Below are 26,602 nucleotides of genomic sequence, written 5' to 3'. Positions count from 1 at the left end.
CCGAGTTCCTTGGCCACATGCGCCACCGGCCGCGGGCCGTCCAGCACCATGCGGACCGCTTCGTCCTTGAACTCCTGGCTGAATCGTCGGTTACGCCCCGCCACAGCCTTCCCTTCCGGTTCTCCCTCAACCTTAGTTGGGGACCTGTCCGGAAGATCCGGGGCACCTCAATGAGCGTCCTGTTCGTCGAACACGACATGGACATGGTGCGGGAGATCTCCGACTGGGTGGTCGTCATGTCCCAGGGCAAGGTAATCGCCGAGGGACCGCCCACATCGATCATGTCCGACGAACGTGTCATCGATGCCTACCTCGGAGCTCGCCACGACACCGACATCAGCGAGCTCGAAGACGTGATCCAGGCCGAGCAGATGGTCGACCGGGAGGTCCCGAGATGACTTCTGCCCATCACGGCCCGTCGGACTCCCAGGTCACCGATCAGGGCGAGGTCGTGGCTGAAACCGATCCCAACGCCCCAAAGATCGACCAGGCAGCGCGGACAAGGCATCTGCAGGCGGCCGAGGGTGCGGCCCTCCGCGCCGACAATCTGATCGCCGGGTACCTCCCCGGAGTCGACATCTTGAATGGCGCCGATCTGTACTGCCAGCCCGGCGAGTTGGTCGGCATCATCGGACCCAACGGCGCCGGCAAGTCGACACTGCTCAAAGCACTCTTCGGGCTGGTCAAGATCACCGCCGGGACGGTTCGCCTGCGGGGCGAAGAGATCACGAACCAGCGCGCCGACGCACTGGTATCCCAAGGGATCGGCTTCGTACCGCAGACCAACAACATTTTCCCCTCGCTCACCATCGAGGAAAACCTGCGGATGGGGTGCTATCAGTCCCCCAAGAAGTTCGCCCCCCGGTTTGCGTTCGTGACCGATCTGTTCCCCGCGCTGGGCCGGCGCCGCAAGCAGCCGGCCGGACAATTGTCAGGCGGTGAGCGGCAGATGGTGGCCATGGGCCGGGCTCTGATGATGGAACCCTCCGTGTTGTTGCTCGACGAACCCTCAGCGGGCCTGTCCCCGGCGATGCAGGACGAGGTGTTCGTCCAGACCCGAGCCATCAACCGCACCGGTGTATCGGTCGTCATGGTCGAGCAGAACGCACGCCGCTGCCTGCAGATCTGCGACCGCGGATACGTCCTCGACCAGGGACGCAACGCCTACACCGGGTCCGGCCAGTCACTGGCCCGTGACCCCAGGGTGATCGAGCTGTATCTCGGTACCTTGACCGATGCCGCCCAGGCAAACAGCACACCTACCAGCAGGCGGAACTAGGACTACGACCACACCTGTTCGCCGGTCGAACCCTCCCATCGCGTCCGCTCCCGAACATCCGCCACGACGCAACCGCGCACCACACCAACAGTGCAACAGTCCTCACCTGGAGGCCCCCATGTCGCTCCCCAGACGCATCGCCTGTATCGCCGTTGTTGCCTCCGCCGCGCTGGCAACCGCCGCTTGTGGTTCTCACAGCAGCCCCACCGCAGCCGGCAGCGAGCCGTCAGCCACGGCGGGCACCCAGCTCTACTTCGTAGACGGCAACACCGCCGACTACTCCGGTGATTTCGAGCCGGGCACTCTCAACGGTGTGCGCGCCACCCTGCCCGGCGGCAAGATCGGCGAGGAGTTCCGGCAGAGGATCCTCGAGATCAACAGCAAGGTGAAGGACTTCACCTACGCTCCGGAGGCCTACGACGCCACGATCCTCTCAGCCCTGGCTGCGGTCGCCGCCAAGAACGACTCCGGCAAGGCGATCGCCGAGAAGGAGATCGGCATTACCAGGGATGGGACAAAATGCACCAGCTTCAAGCAGTGCGCCGACCTGCTCGCCGACGGAGCGGACATCGACTACGACGGCGCCTCTGGCCCGATCGAGATGAACTCGACAGGAAGCCCGTCCGCGGCGACCGTCGGCATCTACCAATTCGGGCAGGACAACAACTACACGAATGTCGGCTACGTCAACGGCACCACTCCCGACCAAGCCAACATCCGAGCCGACCAGAAGGTCAGCGGCCCAATCCCCAAGGGGGACGGCACCCTTACGTTCGGCACCCTGCTCCCTGCCACAGGGGACAGCTCCTTCCTCGGCGCCCCGCAGTTCGCCGGCGTGGACCTGGCCATTGACGAAATCAACAAGGCCGGGGGCGTGCTGGGCAAGGATGTGAAGCAGTTGAAGGGCGACTCCGGTGACGGGTCGCCGAACATTGCGCCATCCGAGACCGACAAACTGCTCCGCGGTGGTGCCGACGTCATCATCGGCGCCGCTTCCTCGTCGGTGTCGATGTCGGTCATCGACAAGATCACCGGGGCCGGCGTCGTCCAGATATCGGCCGGAAACACCTCGACCGCATTCGACACCTACCCCGACCATGGCATGTACTTCCGCACGGCTCCCTCCGACGTCCTGCAGGGGCAGGTGATGGCCCAGACCATCAGCGAGGACGGTCACCGCAACATCGCAATCCTGGCCCGACAGGACGCCTACGGAGAGGCATTGGCGAAGAACGTCCGCTCCTTCTACGAGGAGTCCGGCGGCAAAGTCGTCTCCTATGTGCTCTACGACGCGAACGCTGCCAACTACACGGCCGAGGTGGAGAAGGTGAAGGCCCAGCACCCGGACGCCATCGTGCTGATCTCGTTCGACGAGAGCAAGAAGATCGTCCCGGAACTCATCAAAGCCGGCATCGGCCAGAACGGCTGAGCCCGTACCTGGCCGGTGGTCGTGGCTCCGGATCCGCCCCGCAGCCACGACCACCCAGACTGCCGTGTCGCCCGTGGAGTGGAGAAGTTTTCGCATGACCACCAGACCAGCACAAGCCAGGCCTACCGCCACCGCAGAGTACGGTGCCGACCCCGACTTCGACACGGTGTACGACCGCGCCACTTTCGGGTCAGCCAAATGGGCCAACCAATGGGACGAATTTTCGCCGCGTGTCCGGGGCGAGGATCTGCTGTCGCTATGGACGGCCGACATGGACTTCCGGGCGCCGACGACCGTCATCGACCGCCTGCGCGCCGCTGCGGACCACGGTATCTACGGCTACACCCTGCGAGCCCCGGAACACTTCCAGATCGTGCAGAACTGGTTCACCGTCAGGCACGGCTGGACACCACCGGTGGAAACGCTCCTCCCGGCCCCTGCGATCATGTCGTCGGTAGCGGCGATCTTGCGCACCTTCACCGCCCCTGGAGATGGGGTGATCGTCCAATCACCGGTCTACTCGCCGAACTTCGAGGCCATTACCGGTAACCACCGGCGGCTGCTCGTCAACCGGCTCCGGCTCGTCGACAACCGCTACGAGTTCGACCTCGACAACCTGGCCGAGCTGGCCGCATCCGGCGCGAAGGTGCTATTGCTCTGCAACCCCCACAATCCCTCGGGTCGAAGCTGGACGGCCGACGAGTTGCTCGCCGTGAACGACATCTGCGCGCGCTACGACCTTCTGGTGATTTCCGACGAGATCCACTGCGACATCCGACTGAACGGTCGGCCCCACGTGGTCTACGCCTCGATCAGCAGCGACGCCGCCCGCCGAGCATTCATCTGCACTGCCCCCACGAAGACCTTCAACCTTGCCGGCCTGCCATCGGCCACACTCTCGGTCGCCGATCCATCCCTGCGCTCGGAACTGCTGAACGCCATGCGGGCATCGTTCATGATCAACGCGCACTACTTCGGTCGTCTGGCCTTGGAGACTGCGTACACTACGGGTGGTCCATGGCTCGACCGGCTGACCGAATACCTCAAGGGCAACGTGGCCTTCGTGCACGAGTTCGTCCAAGAGCGGCTGCCCGAGATCACGCCGATGCCGCCGGACGCATCGTTCCTGGTCTGGCTGGAGGCCCGTGAGCTTGACGCCCGTGTGGGCGGGCTGCATCAGTTCCTTGTCGACCGTGCGGCAGTCAATCTCTACGACGGCCGGGTCTACGGCCCCGGAGGAGAGGGGCACGTCCGACTCAACGTCGGCTGCCCCCGGAAGGTGCTGACTGAGGCGCTCGAACGCATCGATCATGCGCTATCACGATAGCGCTCCTCGACCTCACCGCCACGAGTGACTGCCCGCAGCGGGACCAGCGGTGATACGAAGGGCCTTTCCGCCTGAGCTTGGACACCCTTGGACACTTGACCCTGAGGGTCCAGAGGAAGAGATGTCGCGCATGGTGATGAAGGTGGTTTCGGCGGGAGACGCTGCGGAACGGAGTGCGGGCCGAACCGGCGCCCGGGGAGACGGGGTGTCGGGTTTCTTCACCGGGCCCATATCTCCGGATCTCCATCATCCGGCACTCAAGGCGTCCACGCTTCGGGGCGAGGGCACGACCGGCTCGCGGGCGATGCCGGCCGCACGGTGGGCCCGGAGCGCCGTGCGGCAGGGGCGACAGCGGAAAGCCGCGAGAGAATGTCCGGCACCAGGTGTCGCCGCAGTGTCAGGTCGCGGCGGCTATGGCGCCTCTGTGCCCTGCAGGGCAGCGGCGGTGACAGTGTTGTCGATCTGGGAGACAGGTCCTTGGTAGAGGATCTGGCCGCCGTGTCTGCCGGGACCCGGGCCGAGGTCGATGATCCAGTCGGCGTGCTGGATGACGTCGAGGTTGTGTTCGATCACGACGACGGTGTGGCCTCCGTCGACGAGTTGACCGAGGATGTCGAGCAGAGCGGCGGTGTCGCGCAGGTGCAGGCCTGTGGTGGGTTCGTCGAGGACGTAGAGGGTGGGTTCGGCGGTGTCGCGCAGTTCTTTGGCTATCTTGACGCGCTGGCATTCGCCGCCGGACAGCGTCGTCAGCGGCTGGCCGAGGCGAAGGTAGCCGAGTCCGACCCGATCTAGGTGGAGGAGTGCCTCGCGGATCTGTTCGTCGGGCAGTCGCCCGATGGCGTCGGTGATGGTCAGGCCGTCGATGTCGGCGATGGACAACCCGTTGACGCGATGACGGAGCACCTCGCGGGTGAAGCGCCGCCCGTGGCAGGTCTCGCAGACGGTTTCCTGGCCGTCCATGAAGGCCAGGTCCGTGTAGATGACGCCCAGCCCTTTGCAGTCGGGGCAGGCACCTGCGGAGTTGGCGCTGAACAGGCCGGCGGGCAGGCCGCTGTGCCTGGCGAAGAGCTTGCGGATGGCAGGAGCGATCCCGGTGTAGGTGATGGAGGTGGAGCGGCGGTTGGTGCTGACCGGGCGCTGGTCGATCACGATCGCGTCGTGCTGGCTGACCAGTTCCGCCGCGAGGCTGGACTTGCCTGATCCCGCGACCCCGGTGAGGACTGTGAGGATCCGGGTGGGGATGTCGACGGTCAGGTTCTTGAGGTTGTTGCGGGTGGCGTTCGCGACCGTGATCGCGCCGGCGGCCGTTCGCGGGCCAGTGGTGATCGAGGTCCGGTTGCCGAGGGCTGTGGAGGTCGCCGTTCGCGCCGCCCGGAGTTCGTCGAAGGTTCCTTGGAACACCAGTTCCCCTCCGCCGGCGCCCGCGTCGGGCCCGATCTCGATGATCTGGTCGGCGATGGCCATGACGGCGGGGTCGTGTTCGACGACCAGGACGGTGTTGCCCTTGTCCCGCAGTCGCCGCAGCAGGGCGGTCATGGAGGCGATGTCGTGGGGGTGGAGGCCGACGGTGGGTTCGTCGAAGACGTAGAGCATCTCGATGAGGCTGCTGCCGAGGTGCTTGACGGTCTTGATCCGTTGCGACTCCCCGCCGGACAGGGTGGTGGTGGCGCGGCCGAGGTGGAGGTAGCCGAGCCCGATGGCGACCATGGCCCGCAGCCGGTCCTTCAGCGCGGCCACGACCGGCGCGACGGCGGGATCGGACGCTCGCTCCACCAGGTCAGCGAGTTCGGTGATCTCCATGCGGGCCATCTCGCCGATGGTGTGGCCCAGGACGGTGGCGGTGCGGCCGGCCTCGTTGAGGCGGTCGCCGTGACAGTCAGGGCAGGTCTCCGAGCGGGTGAACCGGGCGATGGTCTCTTTCTTGCGGTCGGACAGATCGTCGGAGGTGTGCAGGTAGATGCGTTCGAACCGCTCCACGACGCCCTCGTAGTCCTTGGGCGGCTTTCCGCCGAGACGTGCGGCGTGCTCGCCGCCGTACAGCAAGGCCTCGCGCTCCTCCTCCGTCCAGTTCCGGAGCGGGGTGTGGGGGTCGAAGCTGCCGATGTCGGCGTACTGGGAGTACCAGTAGCCGCCGTTGCCGAACCCGGGCAGCAGGATCGCGCCCTGGGCGAGCGACCTGTCCAGGTCCAGGAACCGGTCGACGGCGCTCACCACGATCTCGCCGAGCCCGGAGCAGGTCGGGCACATGCCGACGGGGTCGTTGAACGAGAAGTGGTTCGACTCTCCCACGTGAGGCGTGCTGATGCGGGAGAACAGCAGCCGCAGGTAGGTCCAGGTATCCGTGATCGTGCCCACCGTGGACCGGGCGTTTCCGCCGATTCTCCGTTGGTCGATGACGACGACCGGCGAGAGCCCTTCGATCTCCTCTACCTCTGGGCGCGTCCACCTCGGCAGCCGATTGCGGATGAACGGAGGGAATGTCTCGTTGAGCTGATGTCCCGCCTCGGCCGCGATCGTGTCGAACACCAGTGATGACTTCCCCGACCCCGACACCCCGACGAACACGATCAGCCGGCCGCGTGGGACGTCCACGTCCAGGCGCTTCAGGTTGTTGGTACGGGCTCCCCGGATGCGGATCATGTGCTTCGGCATGCGGCGAGGCTATGAACAGATGTGGCCATATTCTGACCGCAACATCGGGGAGACTGGAGCCATGGCCGACGTCACCCAACGCATCCTCGCCCTGTTGGCCATGCTCCAGACCGGCCGGGCCTTCAGCGGCGACGAACTGGTCGCACGGCTCGACGTCAGTCCCAGGACCCTGCGCCGCGACATCGACCGCCTTCGCGCCTACGGCTACCCCGTCACGACTCAGCCCGGCCCCGGTGGCCATTACCGGCTCACCGCGGGCACCGCGCTGCCGCCGCTCGTGCTCGATGACGATGAGGCGATCGCGACCCTCCTCGGCCTGGCGACCCTCTCCGCGACCGGCCGCGCCGCGGAAGGCAGCGTGGACGAGGCCGCCGCCCGAGCCTACGGCAAGGTCGACCAATACCTCCCCAAGCGGCTGCGTCACCGCGCCGGCCAACTGCGGGCAAGTCTGGAAACCAGTACCACCCTCGCCCCGAGCATCAGCGCCGACGTCCTGGTGTCCCTGGCCGACGCCATGCAGCGTCGCCACGTGGTCACCTTCGACTACGTCGGCAAGGACGGCTCAGCCACGTCCCGGCGTGTCCATCCCTACCGCCACGTCCATCACAACCTGCGCTGGTACCTGCTCGCCTGGGACACCCACAAGAGCGACTGGCGGGTCTTCCGCATCGACCGCATCACCGGCCTCCAGACGTCGACCAGCACCTACACGCCAAGACCCTTGCCCACAGACACCGCACTCGACTACCTGCGTCAAGGACTCGACAAGGACCGCGAACGCGTCGTCCTCACCATCGACGCGCCCCTGCCCGCCGTCGCCGACGCCTTCACCTACCAGGAGGCCGAACTCGTACCCCTGAGCGACCAGCGGACCAGGGCCGTCCTGAAACTCGACACCTGGCACTGGCTGCTGCTGAACCTCGCCTTCCTCGACGCCGACTTCACCGTCCACGAACCATCCGGCTTCCGAACCGCCCTGCGAGCCTTCGGCGCACGCCTCATGGATCGCGAGTGACAACCCGCGTGCCAACCGCCAACGTCCCCAACGCCGCGTCCACACCGCACCACCCGCTCCACGCCCGCCCGGCGTGCTGTGGCCGGCGGTTCCGCATGCCGGGCAGCCGGGCAGCAGGAGAACGCCCGTGCTGGGAGCGCTGAGTGATCGCCGGCCAGTCTGTACCGCGGAGCTCCCAGCTGAACGGAGGCAGCGGCCTGCGGAGCCGCTCCGCCTACTGGCGAGTCGGCTGAGCTCGTCGAGGAGCATCTACACGATCATGATGACCAGGTTGCCGGTGACCCGGCCACTGTCAGCATGTGTGCGCGCCATGGGAGGCACGTGGAGGGAGGCGAGCTGTCGAGGTGCCCGCAGCAGAGCGATCAAGACTCATGGCGGCATTTCCGCCGGAGCTCCATGCAGTGGCGAGGGCAGGCGCCAAGGGCGAGGCGCGGTGATTGACCTGGAGCGCGCTCCAGTTCGTATCGTCTGCGCATGACTACGCCGCAACACAGGATCGGTTCGGGATTCGGCGCGAGGAGCACTGCGGACGACGTTCTCCAGGGAATCGACCTCTCCGGGAAGCTGGCGATCGTCACCGGTGGCTACTCGGGCCTGGGCCTGGAGACCACGCGTGCGCTCTCCCGTGCCGGCGCCCGCGTCGTGGTGCCCGCGCGCCGTCCCGACGCCGCCCGGGAGGCGCTCGGGGGGCTCGACGGGGTGGCGGTCGACGAGCTGGACCTCGCCGATTTCGAGAGCGTACGCGGGTTCGCCGAGCGCTTCCTCGCCACCGGCCGCAGCGCCGAGATCGTCATCGCCAACGCGGGCATCATGGCCTGCCCCGAGACGCGGGTCGGCCCCGGCTGGGAGGCGCAGTTCGCGACCAACCACCTCGGCCACTACGCGCTCGTCAACCGGCTGTGGCCGGCCATCGCCCGCGGCCGGGGGCGGGTCGTGTCCGTCTCGTCCGGCGCTCACGGCGGCTCCGGCATCCGGTGGGAGGACGTGCACTTCTCACGCGGATACGACAAGTGGCTCGCGTACGGGCAGGCGAAGACCGCCAACATCCTGTTCGCCGTGCACCTCGACGCGCTGGGCCGGGATACGGGCGTGCGGGCGTTCGCGCTGCATCCCGGCGCCATACTGACGCCCCTGCAGCGCCACCTGCCGAAGGAGGAGATGATCGAATTCGGGTGGATCGACGAGGCGGGCAACGCGCTGGACCCCGGCTTCAAGACTCCTCAGCAGGGCGCGGCGACCCAGGTGTGGGCGGCGACCTCGCCGCAACTGGCGGGCATGGGCGGGGTGTACTGCGAGGACTGCGACATCGCGGAGGTCGCGACGGACGCGGACGCGACGTCGGGTGTACGGCCCCACGCGATCGACCCGGACCAGGCGGCACGTTTGTGGTGCCTGTCCGCCGAGCTCACCGGCGTCAACGCCTTCGCCCCCAGTGCTGCCGGTCGGTGACCATCCCGCGGCCCGCCAGGACGCTTCCGCCGCGGCACGCCGGCTGCCGCTTCACCGCCGGCCAGGACCCCGGCCACCTTCCGGGCTTGCCATCGGCGGCCGTTCGAGCATCTCGGCGGCGTGCCCGGCGCGATGGTCTGCGACCACACCAAGACGGTGGTGCGTCGGCACGTCGCCCCGGACCTCGGCGGGCTGGCTCCGGCTTGCTCCCGCCGCACCGAGCTGAGCGGCTGACCGCGGCGAATACAAACGCGCGATCCTCTTCCTCGTCAGGACGGAGCTGATAGCCGCGTTCGGGGACGACGGCACAGCCCTGATCAGTACGACGCCGAGACGATCCCGGCGTCGTGGCCTTCACGTCCTGTTGCGCCCTTCCGCTCGCGTGAGCGCTGACTGGCGGCCGCTATTTCCCGTGTAGCGCCTCCTGGTCGAGACGTCGAAAGCGTTGACCAGGAGGTATTCCATGACGATTCTCGTGACCGGCGCGACGGGGACGGTCGGGCGTCAGATCGTTACGCAACTCGTCGAGCGCGGCCAGCCGGTCCGCGCCCTGACCAGGAACCCGTCCGCGGCCCGGCTGCCCGCCTCCGTGGAGGTCGCCTACGGCGATCTGGCCGCGCCGAAGACCCTCGGCCCGGCCCTGGAGGGCGTGACCGCGCTGCACTTGATCACGTTCGGCGGCGACGACTACGCTCCGCTCCAGACCGGGCCCGACCTCGTGGAACTGGCCGTCAAGGCCGGCGTGCGGCGGGTGTCCGTCCTGAGCGGCTGGGACGAGTCCTCGGTCGAGGAGGCGCTGAGAGCCGGTGACCTCGGGTGGACGCAGTTGCTGTGCGTCGAGTTCATGGCCAACGCCCTCGACTGGGTGACGTCCATCCGCGACGAAGGTGTGGTGCGGGTCTTCGGCAACCACCCCGGAGCCGTGATCCACGAGGCCGACATCGCCGCCGTGGCCGTGGCCGCACTGGTCGAGGAGGGACATGCCGGACAGGCGTACATGCTGACCGGGCCCGAGACGCTCACCCCCGCCGAGCGGGTGCGCATGATCGGCGAGGTCCTGGGGCGGGAGATCCGGTTCGAGGAGCTCAGCGAGGAGCAGTACCGGGCGTCGATGCGGGCGGCCGGCGAGAGCGACGACATGATCGAGTTCGCCGTCCAGCTCGGCGCCAATCCTCCCGAGGCGAGCGCCGTGGTCCTGCCCACCGTCGAGGAGGTCACCGGGCGTCCGGGGCGGACGTTCGCCCAGTGGGCCGCCGAGAACGCCGCCGCGTTCCGCCCTTGAACTGCTTTCTACCGCAAGAAGGAGAAATTTCATGACTGTTCGCCCGTTCCGCATCGACATCCCCCAGCGGGACCTGGACGACCTGCGTACCCGCCTGGCCATGACGCGCTGGCCCGGACAGCTTCCCGGGACCGGCTGGGAGCGCGGCGTGCCCGTCGGCTACCTCAAGGAGCTGGCCGAGTACTGGCGCACCGGCTACGACTGGCGCGCCCACGAGGCCAGGCTCAACGAGCTCCCGCAGTTCACCACCACGATCGACGGCCAGAACATCCACTTCCTCCACATCCGCTCGGGCAACGACTCGGCGCTGCCCCTCATGCTCATCCACGGCTGGCCGGGCTCGTTCCTGGAGTTCCTGGACGTCATCGAGCCGCTCTCGCGCGACTTCCACCTCGTCATCCCGTCGCTGCCCGGCTCCGGCTTCTCCGTCCCGCTGTCCGGCGCCGACTGGAACGCCGCCCGGGTCGCAGGCGCGTTCACCCGCCTGATGGCCCTGCTCGGGTACGAGCGCTACGGCGTGCAGGGCGGGGACACCGGGTCCTTCGTCGCGCCGGAGATGGCCAAGCAGGACCCCGGCCACGTCGCCGGCGTCCACATCAACGCCGCCCTCACCTTCCCCGCGGGCGAGGAAGGCGAGATGGAGAAGCTGACGGAGGAGGAACGGCGCCGCTGGAACGCGATGGAGAACTTCAACGACGGCTACCTGCAGACCCAGTCCAAACGACCGCAGACCATCGCGTACGGGCTGCACGACTCCCCCGTGGCGCAGCTCGCGTGGATCATGGAGAAGTTCAAGGAGCTGACCGAGCCCGTGGACGGCCTCCCCGAGGACTCCCTGGACCGCGACCTCATGCTGACCGACGTCACCCTCTACTGGCTGACCGGCACGGGCTGGTCGTCGGCGCACTCGTACTACGAGAACATGAGCGCCGGCGACTGGAGCGATGGCGATGCGGAGGAATGGACCTCCGCCGAGAGCTGGCCGGCGCGGGGAACGGTGCCCACCGGCGTGCTCGTCTCCAAGGCCTGCGACGTCACGATCCGCTCCTGGGCCGAACGCGACCACAACATCGTGCACTGGGAGGAGTACGACAAGGGCGGCCACTTCTTCGCCGCCGAGCAGCCCGAGCTCTTCGCAGCGGACGTCACCGCCTTCTTCGCGAAGCTGCGCTGACGGTCGAGGCGGGCGGGCGTGACTTCTCCCGCACATCATGTCCAGCGGATTCCGGAGGCGGCCGGAGGAGGCTGGTAGCGGCACGTGGCGCCGGTGGAGATCGACGCCCGCAGGTGGGCGGCCAGCTCGGGATGACGCTGGTCCAGCTGGCGCAGCGTGTTGCGGATGCGGTTGGTGACCGCCTTGCGGGCGCGCTCGGCCTCGTCACCCAGCCTGCGCGGCCGCCCGCCCAGCCCGGCCGCTGCACGCAACTCGTCGAGCAGGGCCTGCCGCTCCGCGTCGAGCTCGGCCGCGCGCCGGTCGCGGCCGAGCTCGACCGCCCGGTCGATCTCGTCGTCGAGCTCCTCCAGCCGCCGCCGATAGCGCGTCCTGGCCTCCTCGTCCAGCACGTCGTCGCCGCCCATGCTCCGGGCGGCGACCACCACCTGGCCTCCCGGCGGGTTGAGCAACTCCACCGCGGAGACCTCCACGCCCGGGCGGTCGAGCAGGATCCGCAGGTCGGCCAGGCCCTTGGAGTCGGGCAGATGCACAGTGCGGCCGGCGAAGGTCAGGGCCCAGACCTCGCCGTCGAAGCGGAAGGCGTTGGCTCCCGGGCGCGGCAGGCGTACGAGCATGCCGAGCTCCGCCGCCTCCCGCTCCACCTGCTCGATCAGCGGCGCGGCGTCGCCGCCGCGGGCCTGCAGCACCTCGGCCAGCCGGGCCCGCGACTGGATCGACCAGGGCCGCGCCCCCAGCAGGTCGGCCGCCCGGCAGGCGGCGGTGAAGCCGGCGACGGCGTCGTCCCAGCGCTCCTGCGCGGCGTCGAGCATGGCCGCCCAGTACGCGAACGGGCCCTCGACGGCCACCGTCCCCGTCACGCCCCACTGGCCGATGTACGGGGTGAGGGCGGCACGCGCGTGCTCGCACAGCACCGGATCCTTCGACACGGCGGCGGCCTGCGCCTGGAACCTCAGCCACAGCGGCGCCATCCAGCGCAGGTACTGCTCGCCCACGACCATGATCTCCGCCAGGTGCCGAACGGCCGTCTCGCCGCCGTCGCCCCGCTGCACCGCCGTCACCGCGTTGAACAGCGGGAAGTGCGGACTGCCCTCCTGCTCCATCTCGGCGAGCACGGCGTCGGCCGCGTCGAAGCGGCCCCTGAGCAGCGCGGCGGACCAGCGCTGCAGGCGGCGCAGGTCCTGCCGGCCGAGGCCCGGCTGCTCGCCGAGCTCGTAGGCGGCGTCGATGTGCGTGTCCGCCTCGTCGAAGCGGCCGGCGAGCGTCGCGAACATCGCCTTGAGCACGGCGGCCTCGTGCCGGTACAGCGCCAGCTGCGACTCCTCGGCGTCGGCGACGAACGCCCGCTGCTCGCTCAGGCAGCGGGGATCGCCGAGCTCCAGCAACGCGCCCACGCGCCAGGTGCGGGCGGTCATCGCGAGCTGCCGGTCCCCCGTCCGCCGGGCCACCGCCGCCAGCTCCTCGGTGATGGCCAGCCGCTCGGCCGGGCTGCCCGGTCCCCAGACGGCGCCCAGCCTGGCCAGCAGGCTGTAGCCGAGCGTCTCGTCGTCCTCGCCGCGCCTGGCCAGCTCCGCCGCGACCGCGCTCAACTCCAGCGCCGCGACGTCCAACCGGACCCCGCCGTCGTCGGGCTGCCGCGCCCTGACACCCCGCCGTGCCCGGTCCTCGCCCGGCGCCTGTGCCGTGACGTCGAGCAGCCGTGCTTCGTCGTCGCCGGGCTCCTGAGCCGCCATGTCCGGCGGGCGCGCGCTCCGCTGTGAGCGTGCCGGCTCGTGTGAGCGTGTGTTCTCGTACGGCGGGGAGCTGTCGGGTGGGCGCGGGGCATCGTGCGGTGGGGAGCTGTCGGGTGGGCGCGGGGCATCGTACGGTGGACGCTCGCCCCCGGGCCGGCCTTGGGCGTCATCCGCCGGGTGCCCGTCGTGGCGCACCAGGCGCCGGTGTGCCTCGTGGACGAAGTCGATCCAGCGGCCGCGGCCGGTGTAGCAGTGCTCGTGCAGCTTGAGTGCGGTGAGCGCGAGCAGTCCGGGGTCGTCGAGGCCGCGGGTGATCGCGATGGCCGCGTCCAGCGTGCGGGCGCCTGCGGCGGTGTCCCCCGCGCGGTGTTGTGCCGTGCCGAGGTCGAGCCCGATCGTCGCCCGCCGGCGCGGCTCCGACATGGGGGTGAGCTCCAGGGCGCGGCGATAGTGCCCGACGGCCTCCTCGTCGGCCATCCGCCCCTCGGCGTCCCTGGCGGCGGCCAACAGCAGCTCCGGCGCGTCAGGTGCGGCGCCGAGGTAGGCGTGATGCGCCCGGGTCGCGGGCAGGGCGCCGTCCAGGGCGTGGAGCGCGGCCGCGTGGCGGGCCCGGGCCCCGGCCTCGTCCAGCCCGGCGTAGAGGGTCTCGCGCACCAGGTCGTGGACGAAGGCGTGACGGCCGGCGCCGAGCGACGTGACGAGCTTGGCCGACACGGCCTGGTCAAGCGCCCGCCCCACCGCCTCGCTCGACACGGACAAGCGGCCTGCGCCGTCTGATCCGCCCGGCGTGCCCAAGTCCTTGGCCTGCCGGCGCACCGCGGCCGGGCCGGTCGTCTCGTGCATGGCGGCCGGGCCGGTCGTGGTGTCCGGCACGGGCTCGGCGAGGGCGGTGGACAAGGTCTCTTCGGAGAATTCGCGGCCCAGCACGGCGGCCATCCGCAGGACGTCCAGCACCTCGTCCCCCAGCCGGGAGAGCCGCCGCCGCACCGCCGCCTCCACCCCGGGCGGGATCGTGGCGAGCGGGCTGCCGCCCTGCCACAGCCGGGCGGTCTGCTCGACGAAGAACGGATTGCCGCCGGTCCGCTGATGGATCTCGGTCACCAGGTCATCGTCCGGCTCCAGCCCGGTGGTGCGCGCCACCAGCCGGCCGACCGCCTCGCGATCCAGCCCGGTCAGGGTCAGCGTGGTGGCCTTGGCCTCCAGGGGCAGGCTGAGCGGGCCGTCGACCTCGGCGTCGCGGTAGGTGCCGATCAGTAAGAGCCGCTCGAACCAGGCGTGCTGCACCACGAACTCCAGCAACCTCAGCGAGGCCGCGTCGGCCCAGTGGAGGTCTTCGAGCACGACCACGACCGGCTGCTCGCGCGAGGCCGCCACCAGCAGCCCCGTCACCGCGTCGTACAGCTGGAACGCCTCGGCGTCCGCCCCCGCCAGGCTCTGCGGCGTCGCCCCGGGCTCGAGCTGCCGGACGACCTGCACCCACGGCCAGTAGCCCGGCGCCCCCTCGCCCTCCCAGCAGGCGCCGCCGAGCAGTCGCGCGCCGCGCCGGACGGCCTCCTCAGCCGCGCTCGCGACCAGCGTGCTCTTGCCGATGCCCGCCTCGCCCGCGACGAGCACCAGCGATCCGTGGCTGACCAGCGCGCGCTCGATCTCGCCGCGCAGGATCGCGGCGGGCCGGTGGCGTCCGATGAGCCTCACCATGGCTGGCACCCTACGCGGCGGGTCCGACAAGTCCGAAGCGATGCCCCGGCGGAGGCGCCAGGACGCGGGTCACCACCTCCGCGCGGGTGCTGCGACACCACCTCGCGGCGCAGCCGTGACCGCCCACAGTCAGGAAAGTGCGCCCGGCCCTGTGAAACTTTCACCGCGAAGCCGCAGGTCGCTGCCGAGGGCCGGACGCTCCGGTTGACGGTCGCCCCCGCTCGTGCGATCAAAGGCCGAGCAAGGACAGCCGCGCCCGGTCATAAGGCTGTCCTCCCCACCAACTCCGGCTCAGGCACCCGCCCGACCGGCGGGAAAACGCTTCCCAAGCGACTGAGGCGACTGAAGCGTGGAAAGGCAGGGAGAACGGCTTTGACATCCCCATCACACCCTCTGAGGAGCTGGCGCCGACTCCTCCAAGCTCTATCGGGCCTGCGGCAACTGCTCGACCTCCTATCAACGGCACGTGGTCATGGACGGCGTGACCGCGCGGTCGACCAAGGTGCTGGCCGGCATCAACACCAACTGGGGCGACACCGCGCGCTTCAGCCGGATCACGGTGTACGGCAGCGCCGTCATCTGCGAGAAGTACCGGGGCGTTCCGAAGGGCAGCGAACCCACCAAGATCGGTGAGGGCGCCGACGGCGTGAACTGCCTGTACTCCTCGTCCGACATCGCCTACCGCTAGCGCGGACAGGGCCCCGAGGGAGCGCGCCCTTCCTCGGGGCCCATCGGTGTTAGCGCTACCACCCCCGGAGGCAACGTATGAAACGCCTGGCCATCCTGCCCCTCCTCCTGATCAGCACCTTCTTCCTGCCGGTCGAGGGCGCCGTCGCCGACACGAACGTGGCCAGGTCGGCGACGCCCTCGGCCTCGTACACCTCCCCATGGGAGAGCGTGGCGGCGATCAACGACGGCATCGACCCGCCCCGCTCCAACGACACCGTCAACCGCCGCTGGGGCACCTGGCCCAACACCGGCACCCAATGGGCCGAGCTGACCTGGCCCTCGGCCCAGACCATCAGATCCGCCGACGTCTACTTCTTCGACGACGACGGCGGCGTACGCGTCCCGGCCTCCTGGAAGCTCCAGCGGTGGACCGGCAGCGCCTACGCCGACATCCCCGGCACCTACCCCGTCGCCGTCAACGCCTACAACACGGTCACCTTCGCCCAGGTCAGCACCACGCGGCTGCGCGTGGTCCTGCAGAGCGGCCAGGCGTCGGTCGGGCTGCTGGAGGTCAGGGCGTGGGCCGCCGACTCGGGCGGCTCGACCGGCTGGAACCCGCCCTCCCACCTGGTCACTCCGCTCAACGAGGTGTGGCAGCACCAGGAGAGCACGTATCCGAACCTGTACGGGTTCCGCAACTACGGCTGGGACCAGATCATGGCCAACGGCGGCTCGATCAACTACTGCGTCCGCTGGGACACCAGCGCCACAGTGACGGCCGCCCAGCGCGACCAGATCCACGCGACCCTGGCCCGCCAGTTCAAGAAGTGGATGGACGTCATGGTCGGCCACAACGCCTGGCCGTACGGCAACGTGCCGGTCAAGGTGGTCGGCTGGGCCGTACGCAACCGCTCCCAGCTCCAGTGGAGCGACAACTCCGTCGACATCTACGTGAACGACATCCGCGAGAACGCGCCGCAGTGCGCCGAGGCGTGCGGCCGCTTCTTCAACCAGAACGGCAACTACCCCAACTGCCCGGGCGGCGCGTCGCACCACTACGACATGTCGCTGTGGCTGACGGCCGGCTTCGGCGGCGGCGCGGGCGGCGACTGGGGGCAGCGGCTCGGCAGCGAGTACTACATGAACAACCTCAACACCGACAACATGACGATCCTGCTGCACGAGATAGGACACTCGTTCGGGCTGGACGACTTCTACGACTGGACGCCGACCGGCCAGTGCTGCTTCCTCATGAAGGCCGGCAGCGCCTCGTCGATCACCGAGTTCGACGCCTGGATGTTCCGCGACTGGTGGCGGCATTTGAAGAGCCGCTACGGCCTTTGACGGCTCGTCGGGCGCCGGGCTCGGAGCAAAACCGACCCGGCGCCTTTACAATGTAGATTCATCAGCCGGTCAGGTGGCGCTGCACCACCGGCGCCAGGTCGCGGACCAGGGTCTCGACGTCGGCGTCCGCCATCGGCGGCAGCTCCAGCACGTAGCGGGTGAGGGCCAGGCCGAGCAACTGCGTGCTGACCAGCCCGGCGCGGTGCGCGGCGTCGTCCGCGCCCGCCACCCGGGCCACGAACGCGACGATCTGCCGGTCGAAGATCTCCCGCATGCGATCGGCGGCCATCGGGTTCGTGGCGGCCGAGCGCAGCAGCAGGATCAGCACGTCGTCCGAAAGGCCGCCCTCCCACCGGGCCAGGAAGTGGCGCACCAGCAGCTCGCCGAGCCGGTCCGCCGGCGGCCTGGGCACCTGCTCCAAGCGGAGGTCGACGTCGACGGCGGCGCTGAACAGCCCGGCCTTGCTGCCGTAGTAACGCATGACCATCGACGGGTCGACGCCGACCTGCGCCGCCACGGCCCGGATGGTCATCGCCTCGTAGCCCCGCTCGATGAGCAGTTTCCTGGCGGCCGAGAGGATCGAGCTCCTCGTGGCCGCCGATCGCTCGGTGAACGCCATGACAACGAGTGTAGGCCAACGCTCGTGTGCACCTTGCCCGACATTTGCCGGTAACAACCTGGTAACGCCCTCTTTCTCTTCTCGATGTGACCGCTCACACTCATGCATCAAGAAGATGTGACCGGTCACATCCGCACTCCCCGAGGAGCGCCCATGAGGAGGAGCAGTGCCTTATCCGCGGCCGTGGCGGTGGCCATCGTGAGCAGCGTGCTGCCCGCGACGCCAAGCGAGGCCGCGCCGTCCCAGCTCGTCGTCGACCTCGCCACCCAGACCGGCCCGCTGCGTTACGGCGCGACCGGCTTCCTGTACGGGCTCGGCGACGAGGGCATCCCCAACGAGACCATGCTGGCCGCGCTCAAACCCCAGGTCACCGCTCAGAAGGCGCCCGACGGTCTGCAGCATCCGAACGGCGACGCGCTCAAGGTCGCCCCGATGTTCAAGCGGGCCGGCGGCCGCGACATCCAGATCTACATGCAGGACATCTACAAGCAGTGGCCGTACGAGAACCTCGGCATCAACGACTACCTGGCCAAGGTGGACACGATGACCAGGAAGGTCGTCGCCGACCCGCACCGCACCTCGTACGTGTACGTCCCGTTCAACGAGCCCGACCAGATCTGGTACGCCGGGAACCTGACCGGCTTCCTCAACGACTACAGGACCGTCTACCGGCGCATCCGCTCCATCGACCCCGGCGCCCGCATCGCCGGCCCGAACTTCGCCTCCTACCGCTCGGCCGACCTGCGCGCCTTCCTGCAGTTCGCCCGTGACAACAACGTGCTGCCCGACGTGATGACCTGGCATGAGCTGGGCGACGACTTCTTCACGAGCTGGCAGCAGCACTACGCCGACTACCGGGCGATCGAGACGAGCCTGGGCGTCTCCCCGCGGCCCATCACGATCAACGAGTACGGCCGCTTCTCCGGCGACCTGGGCGTGCCGGGCAACCTGGTGCAGTTCGTGGCCAAGTTCGAGAACAGCAAGGTCGACGGCTGCCTGGCGTACTGGACGACGGCCGGCGGCCTCAACGACCTGGTGACCAGGAACAACCAGGCGACCGGCGGCTGGTGGCTGTACAAGTGGTACGGCGAGCTGACCGGCACGACGGTCGCCGTCACCCCGCCCGCGCCGGGCGGCTCACTGCAGGGCCTGGCGGCGCTCGACCCGGCCAAGAAGCAGGCCCGAGTGATCTTCGGCGGCAACAACCCGGCGAGCGGCACCTACGACACGAACGTCGTGGTCAAGGGCATCCCGTCGTACCTCGGCACGACGGTCCACGCGACCGTCTGGGGAGTCGACAGCACAGGGCTGAACCCCTCCCCCGGCCCGTACCGGGTCAGCGAGGGCGACTTCACCGCCTCCGGCGGCCAGATCACGATCCCGCTGACGGGGCTGAAGGGCACCTCGGCGTACCACGTGATCGTGACCCCGGACAAGGACCGCTCCCCCGCGACCTCGGCGCAGCGGTACGAGGCCGAGTACGCCGCCCTGGGGGGCTCCGCCCGCGTCACCTACGGCTCCAACACCGGCTACTCGGGCACGCACTTCTCGGAGGGATACGGCGCCAGCACCACCGCGAGCACCAAGTTCGTGGTGACCGCCCCGGACGACGGCTACTACGAGGTCGCCCTGCGCTACTCGGCCGGCCCCTACAGCGGCGCCCCGGCCACCCGCTCGGTCCGGATGCGGCTCAACGGCTCCGACCTCACCGACGTGGCCCTGCCCGGCACCGCCGACTGGAACACGTGGAACACCGTCACCACGAAGGTCTTCCTGACGGCCGGGATCAACCGGATCGACGTCGACGCCTACGCCGCCGACGACCGGGACGCGGTCAACATCGACTATCTCGAGGTGTCCGCGGCAACCGGGACCATCACCTCCTACCAGGCCGAATCCCCCGCCAACACGCTGAGCGGCGCCGCCAGGGCGGGCTCCAACCCGGCGGCGTCGGGCGGCGCGTACGTCGGATACATCGGCGCCGGCGCGGCCAACACGTTGCGCTTCAACAACGTCACCGTCCCGGCCGCCGGCCGCTACCGCATGGTCGTCACGTACGCCAACGGCGAGCTGGGCGAGGGCGCCACCAACTACAACTCCAACATCGTCGACCGCTACGCGGACATCTCCGTCAACGGCGGCCCGGCCGCGCGGCACTACTTCCGCAACACGCTGGGCTGGTCGAACTTCCGCACCACGGTCGTCGACGTGGTCCTGGCCGCGGGCGCGAACGCGATCACGTTCGGCAACGCCTCGGCCGGTTACGCCCCCGACATCGACCTCATCCAGATCGCCGCCCCGCTCGGCTGAGCAACACGAGAGAAACAGGAGCAGCAGCTTTGAAGCCAACGAACACCAGCGTGGTCTGGGGCCATGACTGCCTGCGGGTCGTGCTGGACGTCTCACCCGACGGCCCGGTCGGCGTGCGGTCGCTCTCGCCCGGCGGCCCCGCCGCGCCCCGACCGCGGGCGACGCAGCCGCTGGTGGAGCTGCTGCTCCCGGGCACGGGGCGGGCCCGCTCCGCGCACCGCTTCTCGCAGACGGCGGCCGGGCGCGGCCTGGCCTACCGGGGCTGCGAGCAGAGCAGGGACGGTGTGTGGCACGTCCTGCGGATGGACCTGCACGACGCGGCGAGCGGGCTGGACGCCGAAGTGTTCTTCCGCTCGGCCGACGGGGTGGCCGCCTTCCAGGTGTGGACGCGGGTGACCAACCGCGGCGAGGAGCCGGCGCTGCTGCTGGCCGTCTCGTCGTTCGCCGCCTGCTTCGCCGGCGCCGCGGTGGAGTCCACGGACGTGCTGCGGGCCGACAGCGAATGGCTCGGCGAGAGCCGCTGGACCCGCGAGCCGCTGCGCGCGGCCGGCGTGCCCGACCTGAACCTCCCCCGGCACGCGCAGGACGGACGCGGCGTGCTGGCGACGGTCAGCACGGGCACCTGGTCCACCGGCAGCCACCTGCCCACGGGCGGGCTCGCCGACCGGGAGAGCGGTCAGGCGTGGCTGTGGCAGATCGAGCACAACGGGCCCTGGCGGTGGGAGGTGGGCGAGCGGCTCGACGGCGCCTACGTCGCGCTGCTCGGCCCGACCGACCTGGACCACCAGTGGGAGCAGACCCTCGCCCCGGGCGAGTCGTTCACGACGGTGCCGGTGTCGGTCGCGGTGTCCGGCGACGGGTTCGACGGCGCCGCGGCCGCGCTCACCGCGCACAGGCGGGCGATCGTCCGGCCGCACCCCGACCGGGAGCGGCTGCCCGTGGTGTTCAACGACTACATGAACACGCTGATGGGCGACCCGACCACGGCCAAGCTGCTGCCGCTGATCGAGGCGGCGGCGGCCGCGGGGGCCGAGGTGTTCTGCGTGGACGCCGGCTGGTACGACGACGGCGGCGCCTGGTGGGACAGCGTCGGCGAATGGCAGCCGTCGCAGTCGCGCTTCCCGCGCGGCATCGAGGAGGTCCTCGGCCACATCCGCGCGCTCGGCATGGTGCCGGGGCTGTGGCTGGAGCCCGAGGTGATCGGCGTTCGCAGCCCGATGGCCGACAAGCTGCCGCCGGAGGCGTTCCTGCAGCGCGGCGGCGTACGGCTGGCCGAGCACGGCCGCTACCACCTCGACCTGCGCCACCCCCGCGCGGTCGCGCACCTGGACCAGGTCGTGGACCGGCTGGTGGAGGAGCTGGGCGTCGGCTACTTCAAGCTCGACTACAACATCGACCCCGGCGTCGGCACCGACCTGGACGCCGGCAGCGCCGGCGCGGGCCTGCTCGCTCACAACCGCGCGCACCTGGCGTGGCTGGACGGCGTGCTGGACCGCCACCCGCAGCTGATCCTGGAGAACTGCGCGTCCGGCGCCATGCGCATGGACTACGCGATGTTGTCCAGGATGCACCTGCAGTCCACCAGCGACCAGCAGGACCCGCGCCTGTACCCGCCGGTCGCGGTGGCGGCGCCCCTGTCGGTGCTGCCCGAGCAGTCGGCCAGCTGGGCCTACCCGCAGCCCGGCATGTCCGACGAGGAGATCGCCTTCACGCTGTGCACCGGCATGCTGGGGCGGCTCTACCTGTCCGGGCGCCTGGACGCCATGTCGGCCGCGCAGCTCGACGCGGTACGCGACGCCGTGCGCGTCCACAAGGAGATGCGGGCCGGCCTGGCGCGGGCCGTGCCGCTGTGGCCGCTCGGCCTGCCGCGCTGGGACGACCCGTGGCTCGCGCTCGCCCTGCGCGCCGGCGACGACACCTACCTCGGGGTGTGGCGGCGGCCCGGCGCCGCGGCCGCGCTCCGGCTGGAGCTGCCCCACCTGGCCGGCCGCCCGATCGACCTCGGCGTCCGCTACCCGCGGCACCTGCCCTCCTGGGAGCACGCCTGGGACCCCGCCGCCGGGACGCTGACGCTGGCGCCCGGCGACGCCGAGCCGCTCTCCGCCCGGATCTTCCACCTCCGACCCACCCAGTGAACCCCCCGAAAGAGATCAGCATGAACAACAGATGGACAGCCGTCGCCGGCGTGGCGGCGCTCGCGCTCGGGCTCGCCGCCTGCAGCGACCCCTCCGTCCAGACCGCGGAGACGCCTGCCGGGACCGCCGCCGCGGCGGCCTGGCCCGACCCGCAGACCAAGCTGGACGGCGTCAAGCTGACGATCTGGGCCGCGCAGAACAGCAACACCGTGCCCAAGAAGGTGATCGAGGGCTTCCAGCAGGCGACCGGCGCCACGGTGGAGGTCGTCACGATCCCCGACCCGTACGAGCAGGGCGTGCAGACCAAGGTCGCCACCGGCGACAAGCCCGACCTGGCGTTCTGGCAGCCCACCGCGTCGATGCTGACCGCGATCAACGCCAAGGCGAACCTCCAGCCGCTGAACGACGCCCCGTGGCTGGCGCAGATGGCGCCCGACCTGCGCGACATCACCGGCCTCCTGGAGGGCACCAGGTACGCCGCGCTGATCACCAGCCCGGCCGTGGAAGGCGTCTACTACAACAAGGAGGTCTTCGCCGCCAACAAGATCACCGAGACGCCGAAGAACTTCGGCGAGATGGTGGAGCTGGGGCGCAAGCTCAAGGCCGAGGGCGTCACGCCGTTCTTCGAGATGGCCGGCGACAAGTGGGCCACCCAGTGGTGGGTGCAGGTCCAGCTGGCCGACGCGGCCAAGAACGGCCTGTGGGAGCGGGTCAACGCCGGCAAGGAGAAGTTCGAGGACAAGACCATCCTGGACGCGATCAAGACGTACAAGTCGCTGATCGACGAGGGGTTGTTCAACTCCGACATCAAGACCGCCAAGTTCGAGGACCAGGGCGACGCGCTGCTGTCCGGCAAGGCCGCCATGGTGATGCAGGTCAACTCGTTCTTCGGGCAGCTGCAGGCCAAGGCGGACACCGCGACGCTGAACAAGAAGATCGGCTTCTTCCCGGTCTCGCCGTCGGGCAACGTCGGCACGTTCATCCCCGACCAGTCCAACGCGCTGGTGGCGTTCAAGACGGGTGACGCCAAGCGGGAGGCCGCGGCGCGGCAGTTGCTGGCGTACTGGATGGGGCCGGCGTACAAGGACTTCATCACCGACCGCAACACGGTCTCCCTGCAGCCGTCGGTGCCGAGCCCGGAGGGGGTGCCGCAGGCGCTGCTCGACGTGCACGCCTCGCTGCCGACGTCGGTGGGGTCGATGCAGGCCCTCGCGGTCGCCAACCCCGACCTGTACCTCAACCTCGCCGACATGATCAACGGGACCCTGACGCCGGAGAAGGTCGCCACGGCCACGCAGGAGCAGTTCGCGCAGCTCGCCAAGGCGGCCGGAGCGCCTGGATTCCAGGGGTAATTCCATGCTGACAACGGCGCGGGCGACCGCTCCGAGCAGACTGGCGACGCGGGGCCGGCCGGCGATCCGCCGGCGGACCCACCCGATGTGGTTCATGGCGCCCGCGTTCGCCATCCTGCTGGTCTTCTTCTTCCTTCCGACGATCTTCAACTTCGTCTACGCCTTCACCGACTGGTCGGGTTTCAAGAGCGAGATCCGGCCGGTCGGCCTGGACAACTTCACCGACCTCGCCTCCAACGGCACGCTGTTCCGGTCGCTGCGGGTCACGGTGGTGTACGCCGTGCTGGTGGCGATCTTCCAGAACGTGTTCGGCTTCGGCCTGGCCGTGCTGCTGGAGCGCGACACCTGGCTCAACCGGCTGGCCCGGGTGTTCTTCCTCATCCCGGTGCTGATGTCCGCGCTGGCCGTCGGTTACATCTTCCAGGCCCTGCTCAAGCCGACCGGCGCCCTGAACCGGCTGCTGGGGATCGACTACGCCTGGCTGGGCGACACGACCTGGACGGTCGTGGTGGTGGCGCTGATCCACGCGTGGAAGTGGATGGGGCTGTCGATGCTCATCTACCTGGCCGGGCTGAAGACGATCCCCGAGGACATCGTCGAGGCGGCGCGGATCGACGGGGCGACGCGGTGGCGGACGTTCTGGACGGTCCGGTTCCCGCTGCTGGCGCCGGCGATCACGTTCAACGTCGCGACGGCGCTGCTCGGGTCGATGAACGGCTTCGACATCGCGCAGGCCACGACGGGCGGCGGCCCGGCCCGCACGACGGAGATCCTCAACATCTTCATCTACCGCACCTTCGGCCAGGGCCTGTTCGCGCAGGCCACGACGATGAGCCTGGTGCTGTTCCTGCTGGTGGCGCTCATGGCGTTCCCGGTCATCTACGTCCTTCGCAAGCGGGAGGAGATCCTGTGAACGCGAGCGACACGCGGCTGTGGCGGCTGATGCAGCCCGCGGTCACCCTCGTCCTGGTGGTGGTCTCCATCGGCGTCCCGCTGTGGCTGGTGGTGGTGACGGCCGGCAAGTCGCGCGGCGAGGCGCTGAACCCCGACCTCTCCCTCCCGAGCGAGTGGCACCTGCTGGACAACCTGCGGCAGGTGTGGACGGACGGCGAGGTGCTGTCGGCGTCGCTGGGCAGCCTGCTCGTGGTCGTGCCGGCCGTGCTCGGGGTGCTGCTGTTCGGGTCGATGGCGGCGTGGATCCTGGCCCGCCGCGCCACCCGGCTCAACGCGGTGCTGTACGCGCTGGCGATCAGCGGCATCGTGCTGCCGCCCGCGGTGGTGACGGTGGTGCTGCTGCTGCGCCAGCTCGGCCTGGCCGGCACCGCGGTCGGGATGATCGGCGTGTACATGGGCATCTACATGTCCACGGTGATCTTCTTCGTCACCGGCTTCGTGCGGACGATCCCCTCGTCGCTGGAGGAGGCGGCGCAGATGGACGGCGCCGGGCCGATGAAGGTGTTCTGGCTGGTGGTGCTGCCGCTGCTGCGGCCGGTGCTGGCCACGGCGACCATCCTGGTCTGCCTGTACGTGTGGAACGACGTCTTCTACGCCTTCTTCGTCATCGGCGGGCGGGTGGACACGCTGCCGCTCAACCTGTTCCGGGTCGCGAGCGCGGGCCTCTACCTGAACAACTGGCACCTGATCTTCGCGTACGTGGTCCTGATGAGCCTGCCGCTGATCGCGGTGTTCGCGATCGCCCAGCGGAAGATCATCTCCGGGATCACGAGCGGTGCCGTCAAGTAGCAGCCCTGGCAGGGGCGGCGGGACGCCCCTGCCAACGGACCCCCGCCGATGAACGGCGGGATCCGACGGTGCGGGAGGAAGCTAGGCCAGGATCGGGAAGTTGGCGCGCAGCACACCCTCCGGGTCCCGGTCCCGCTTGATCTCCCGCAGCCGTGCGATCGCCTCAGCGGAGAACGCCGCCTCCGCCCGCTCCCCGCGCCCCAGCATCGTGTACGGCTTCCGCCCGCTGACCCGCGCCCCGAGCTCCTCCACCACCCAGGCCTGCTTGCCCCCCACGGCCGCGGACAGTTCCGGGTTGATCGCCGCCCCCAACATGTACAGCAGGTACGGCTCCGCCACCGGCCCGCTCGGCCCCGCACCGGGCCGGGACGCGGCCAGCGCACCGCCCAGATGCCTGAGCTGCAGCCCCATCAGCGGCTCGATCGGCCCACCCAGCAGCGCCTCGACGACGGCGTCGTCCACCCCCGTCAGCAGCTCGGCCCGCGAGCGGCCGGGCACCGGATCGGTGGGCTCGGCGGTGATGTCGCCCAGGTCGGCCACGGCGACCGGCCCGCGCTTGTCGGCGATCACGTCGTCGATCTTGTCCAGGCGGGCCAGCAGCGCCCGTCCCTCGGCCTCGTCCCCGAGGAAGGCGGCGTCGACCGCGACCATGGGCGGCGCCTGCGGGAACTGCATCCGGTTGAACCAGACGGACAGCTCGTCCGGGGCCTCGGCGGTGATCTCCATGAAGGCGTCGAACACCTCGCGGGTGCGGTGACCCGGCCACATCACGCGGCCCCCGTACAGGGACGGCGCCGGGTGGAGGCCGAACTCGACGGCGGTCACGAGCGCGAAGTCGCCGCCTCCGCCGCGCAGCGCCCAGAACAGGTCGGGGTCGGAGTCGGCCGTCACCCTGGCCCGCTCGCCGCCGGCGGTGACGAGGTCGAAGGCCCGCACGCTGTCGGCGGCGAAGCCGTGCTTGCGGCCGAACCAGCTCAGCCCGCCGCCGAGGGTGTATCCGGTCACGCTCACGACCGGGCTGCTGCCGGCCAGCCCGGTCAGCCCGTGCGGCCCCGCCTCGGCCAGGACCCGCCCCCAGGTGACGCCCGCGCCGACGCGGGCGGTCCGCTCCTCCGGGTTCACCTCGACGCCGCCCAGCCTGCCGGTACGCAGCAAGATCACGCCGTCGACGTCGCCGGAGGCGCCGTGGCCGCTCGGCTGGGCGCTGACGGCCAGGCCGGATCGGCGGGCGTACCCGACGACGGCCGCCACGTCGCCGGCGTCCTCGGCCTCGACGACCGCGGCCACCCGTTGCTCCACCGCCAGGTTCCACGCCTTGGACGCCTGTTCGAACCCGTCGTCGCCGGGCAGCAGGACCCGGCCCTTGACGGCGCTGCGCAGGTCGGTGTTCGTCAT

Annotated in this window: 17 protein-coding genes and 2 pseudogenes; 15 read left to right on the top strand and 4 right to left on the bottom strand. The window is 69.9% G+C overall.

All coding sequences use genetic code 11. The features are described from left to right. The 4 genes and pseudogenes from ID574_RS62040 to ID574_RS45880 all read left to right on the top strand — a co-directional run. Positions 1–398, top strand: a pseudogene (locus ID574_RS62040) (hypothetical protein); the annotation flags it as partial. Beyond that, the gene (locus tag ID574_RS45890; protein WP_188195349.1) at positions 395–1,279 is read left to right on the top strand and encodes an ABC transporter ATP-binding protein; all 885 of its coding nucleotides are present in this window, start codon (positions 395–397) and stop codon (positions 1,277–1,279) included. The pseudogene ID574_RS62040 and the gene ID574_RS45890, both read left to right, overlap by 4 nt. Before the next feature lie 118 nt (positions 1,280–1,397). Continuing rightward, complete coding sequence (locus ID574_RS60805) at positions 1,398–2,708, top strand: ABC transporter substrate-binding protein (protein ID WP_223167761.1); 1,311 nt, start codon at positions 1,398–1,400, stop codon at positions 2,706–2,708. 94 nt (positions 2,709–2,802) lie between these two features. Continuing rightward, positions 2,803–4,035, top strand: coding sequence for a MalY/PatB family protein (locus ID574_RS45880; protein ID WP_188195348.1), 1,233 nt, complete (start codon positions 2,803–2,805; stop codon positions 4,033–4,035). 411 nt (positions 4,036–4,446) lie between these two features. On the opposite strand, the gene ID574_RS45875 is transcribed toward ID574_RS45880, so the two are convergent. Continuing rightward, a complete protein-coding gene (locus ID574_RS45875; protein WP_188195347.1) occupies positions 4,447–6,687 on the bottom strand; it encodes an ATP-binding cassette domain-containing protein in 2,241 nt (746 codons plus the stop codon). A gap of 61 nt (positions 6,688–6,748) precedes the next feature. Between ID574_RS45875 and ID574_RS45870 the strand changes: the two genes are divergently transcribed. The 4 genes from ID574_RS45870 (at position 6,749) to ID574_RS45855 (ending at position 11,607) form a co-directional block, all read left to right on the top strand. Continuing rightward, entirely contained in the window at positions 6,749–7,702 is a 954-nt protein-coding gene (locus ID574_RS45870) for a helix-turn-helix transcriptional regulator (protein WP_188195346.1), read from the top strand. Between the two features lie 474 nt (positions 7,703–8,176). Continuing rightward, complete coding sequence (locus tag ID574_RS45865) at positions 8,177–9,151, top strand: SDR family NAD(P)-dependent oxidoreductase (RefSeq protein WP_188195345.1); 975 nt, start codon at positions 8,177–8,179, stop codon at positions 9,149–9,151. A 463-nt stretch (positions 9,152–9,614) separates the two neighbouring features. Beyond that, positions 9,615–10,433: an NAD(P)H-binding protein gene (locus ID574_RS45860; protein ID WP_188195344.1), complete on the top strand. Its 819-nt coding sequence runs from the start codon at positions 9,615–9,617 to the stop codon at positions 10,431–10,433. A gap of 31 nt (positions 10,434–10,464) precedes the next feature. Further along, on the top strand, positions 10,465–11,607 hold the full coding sequence (locus ID574_RS45855) for an epoxide hydrolase family protein (protein WP_188195343.1): 1,143 nt from the start codon (positions 10,465–10,467) through the stop codon (positions 11,605–11,607). Positions 11,608–11,642: 35 nt separating this feature from the next. Here ID574_RS45855 and ID574_RS45850 read toward each other — a convergent pair whose 3' ends face one another. Continuing rightward, positions 11,643–15,035 carry an AAA family ATPase gene (locus ID574_RS45850; protein WP_188195342.1) on the bottom strand — a complete coding sequence of 1,131 codons (3,393 nt, stop codon included), beginning with the start codon at positions 15,033–15,035 and terminating at the stop codon, positions 11,643–11,645. Between the two features lie 421 nt (positions 15,036–15,456). Here ID574_RS45850 and ID574_RS45845 point away from each other — a divergent pair. Together ID574_RS45845 and ID574_RS60800 are read left to right on the top strand one after the other, a co-directional pair. Next, a pseudogene (locus ID574_RS45845) lies at positions 15,457–15,723 on the top strand (pectate lyase); the annotation flags it as partial. 77 nt (positions 15,724–15,800) lie between these two features. Continuing rightward, positions 15,801–17,048: a hypothetical protein gene (locus tag ID574_RS60800; protein ID WP_223167759.1), complete on the top strand. Its 1,248-nt coding sequence runs from the start codon at positions 15,801–15,803 to the stop codon at positions 17,046–17,048. Between the two features lie 61 nt (positions 17,049–17,109). Here the strand turns inward: ID574_RS60800 and ID574_RS45830 are convergent, their stop codons facing one another. Continuing rightward, entirely contained in the window at positions 17,110–17,667 is a 558-nt protein-coding gene (locus tag ID574_RS45830) for a TetR/AcrR family transcriptional regulator (protein WP_188195341.1), read from the bottom strand. A 153-nt stretch (positions 17,668–17,820) separates the two neighbouring features. Between ID574_RS45830 and ID574_RS45825 the strand changes: the two genes are divergently transcribed. The 5 genes from ID574_RS45825 to ID574_RS45805 are packed head-to-tail and all read left to right on the top strand — an operon-like array spanning position 17,821 to position 25,207. Beyond that, entirely contained in the window at positions 17,821–19,977 is a 2,157-nt protein-coding gene (locus ID574_RS45825) for a carbohydrate-binding protein (RefSeq protein WP_188195340.1), read from the top strand. 29 nt (positions 19,978–20,006) lie between these two features. Then, on the top strand, positions 20,007–22,112 hold the full coding sequence (locus tag ID574_RS45820) for a glycoside hydrolase family 36 protein (RefSeq protein WP_223167758.1): 2,106 nt from the start codon (positions 20,007–20,009) through the stop codon (positions 22,110–22,112). A gap of 20 nt (positions 22,113–22,132) precedes the next feature. Beyond that, complete coding sequence (locus ID574_RS45815) at positions 22,133–23,464, top strand: ABC transporter substrate-binding protein (protein ID WP_188195339.1); 1,332 nt, start codon at positions 22,133–22,135, stop codon at positions 23,462–23,464. 4 nt (positions 23,465–23,468) lie between these two features. Further along, entirely contained in the window at positions 23,469–24,377 is a 909-nt protein-coding gene (locus tag ID574_RS45810; RefSeq protein WP_188195338.1) for a carbohydrate ABC transporter permease, read from the top strand. After that, the gene (locus ID574_RS45805; protein WP_223167757.1) at positions 24,374–25,207 is read left to right on the top strand and encodes a carbohydrate ABC transporter permease; all 834 of its coding nucleotides are present in this window, start codon (positions 24,374–24,376) and stop codon (positions 25,205–25,207) included. Before ID574_RS45810 ends, ID574_RS45805 begins: the two co-directional genes overlap by 4 nt. 81 nt (positions 25,208–25,288) lie before the next feature. On the opposite strand, the gene ID574_RS45800 is transcribed toward ID574_RS45805, so the two are convergent. Then, a complete protein-coding gene (locus ID574_RS45800; RefSeq protein WP_188195337.1) occupies positions 25,289–26,602 on the bottom strand; it encodes an FAD-binding oxidoreductase in 1,314 nt (437 codons plus the stop codon).

This window comes from Nonomuraea sp. SYSU D8015, assembly GCF_008065375.1.
GTDB lineage: Bacteria > Actinomycetota > Actinomycetes > Streptosporangiales > Streptosporangiaceae > Nonomuraea.
The sequence above is the reverse complement of the archived record's forward strand: the minus strand, read 5'-3'. Positions and strand labels throughout refer to the sequence as shown.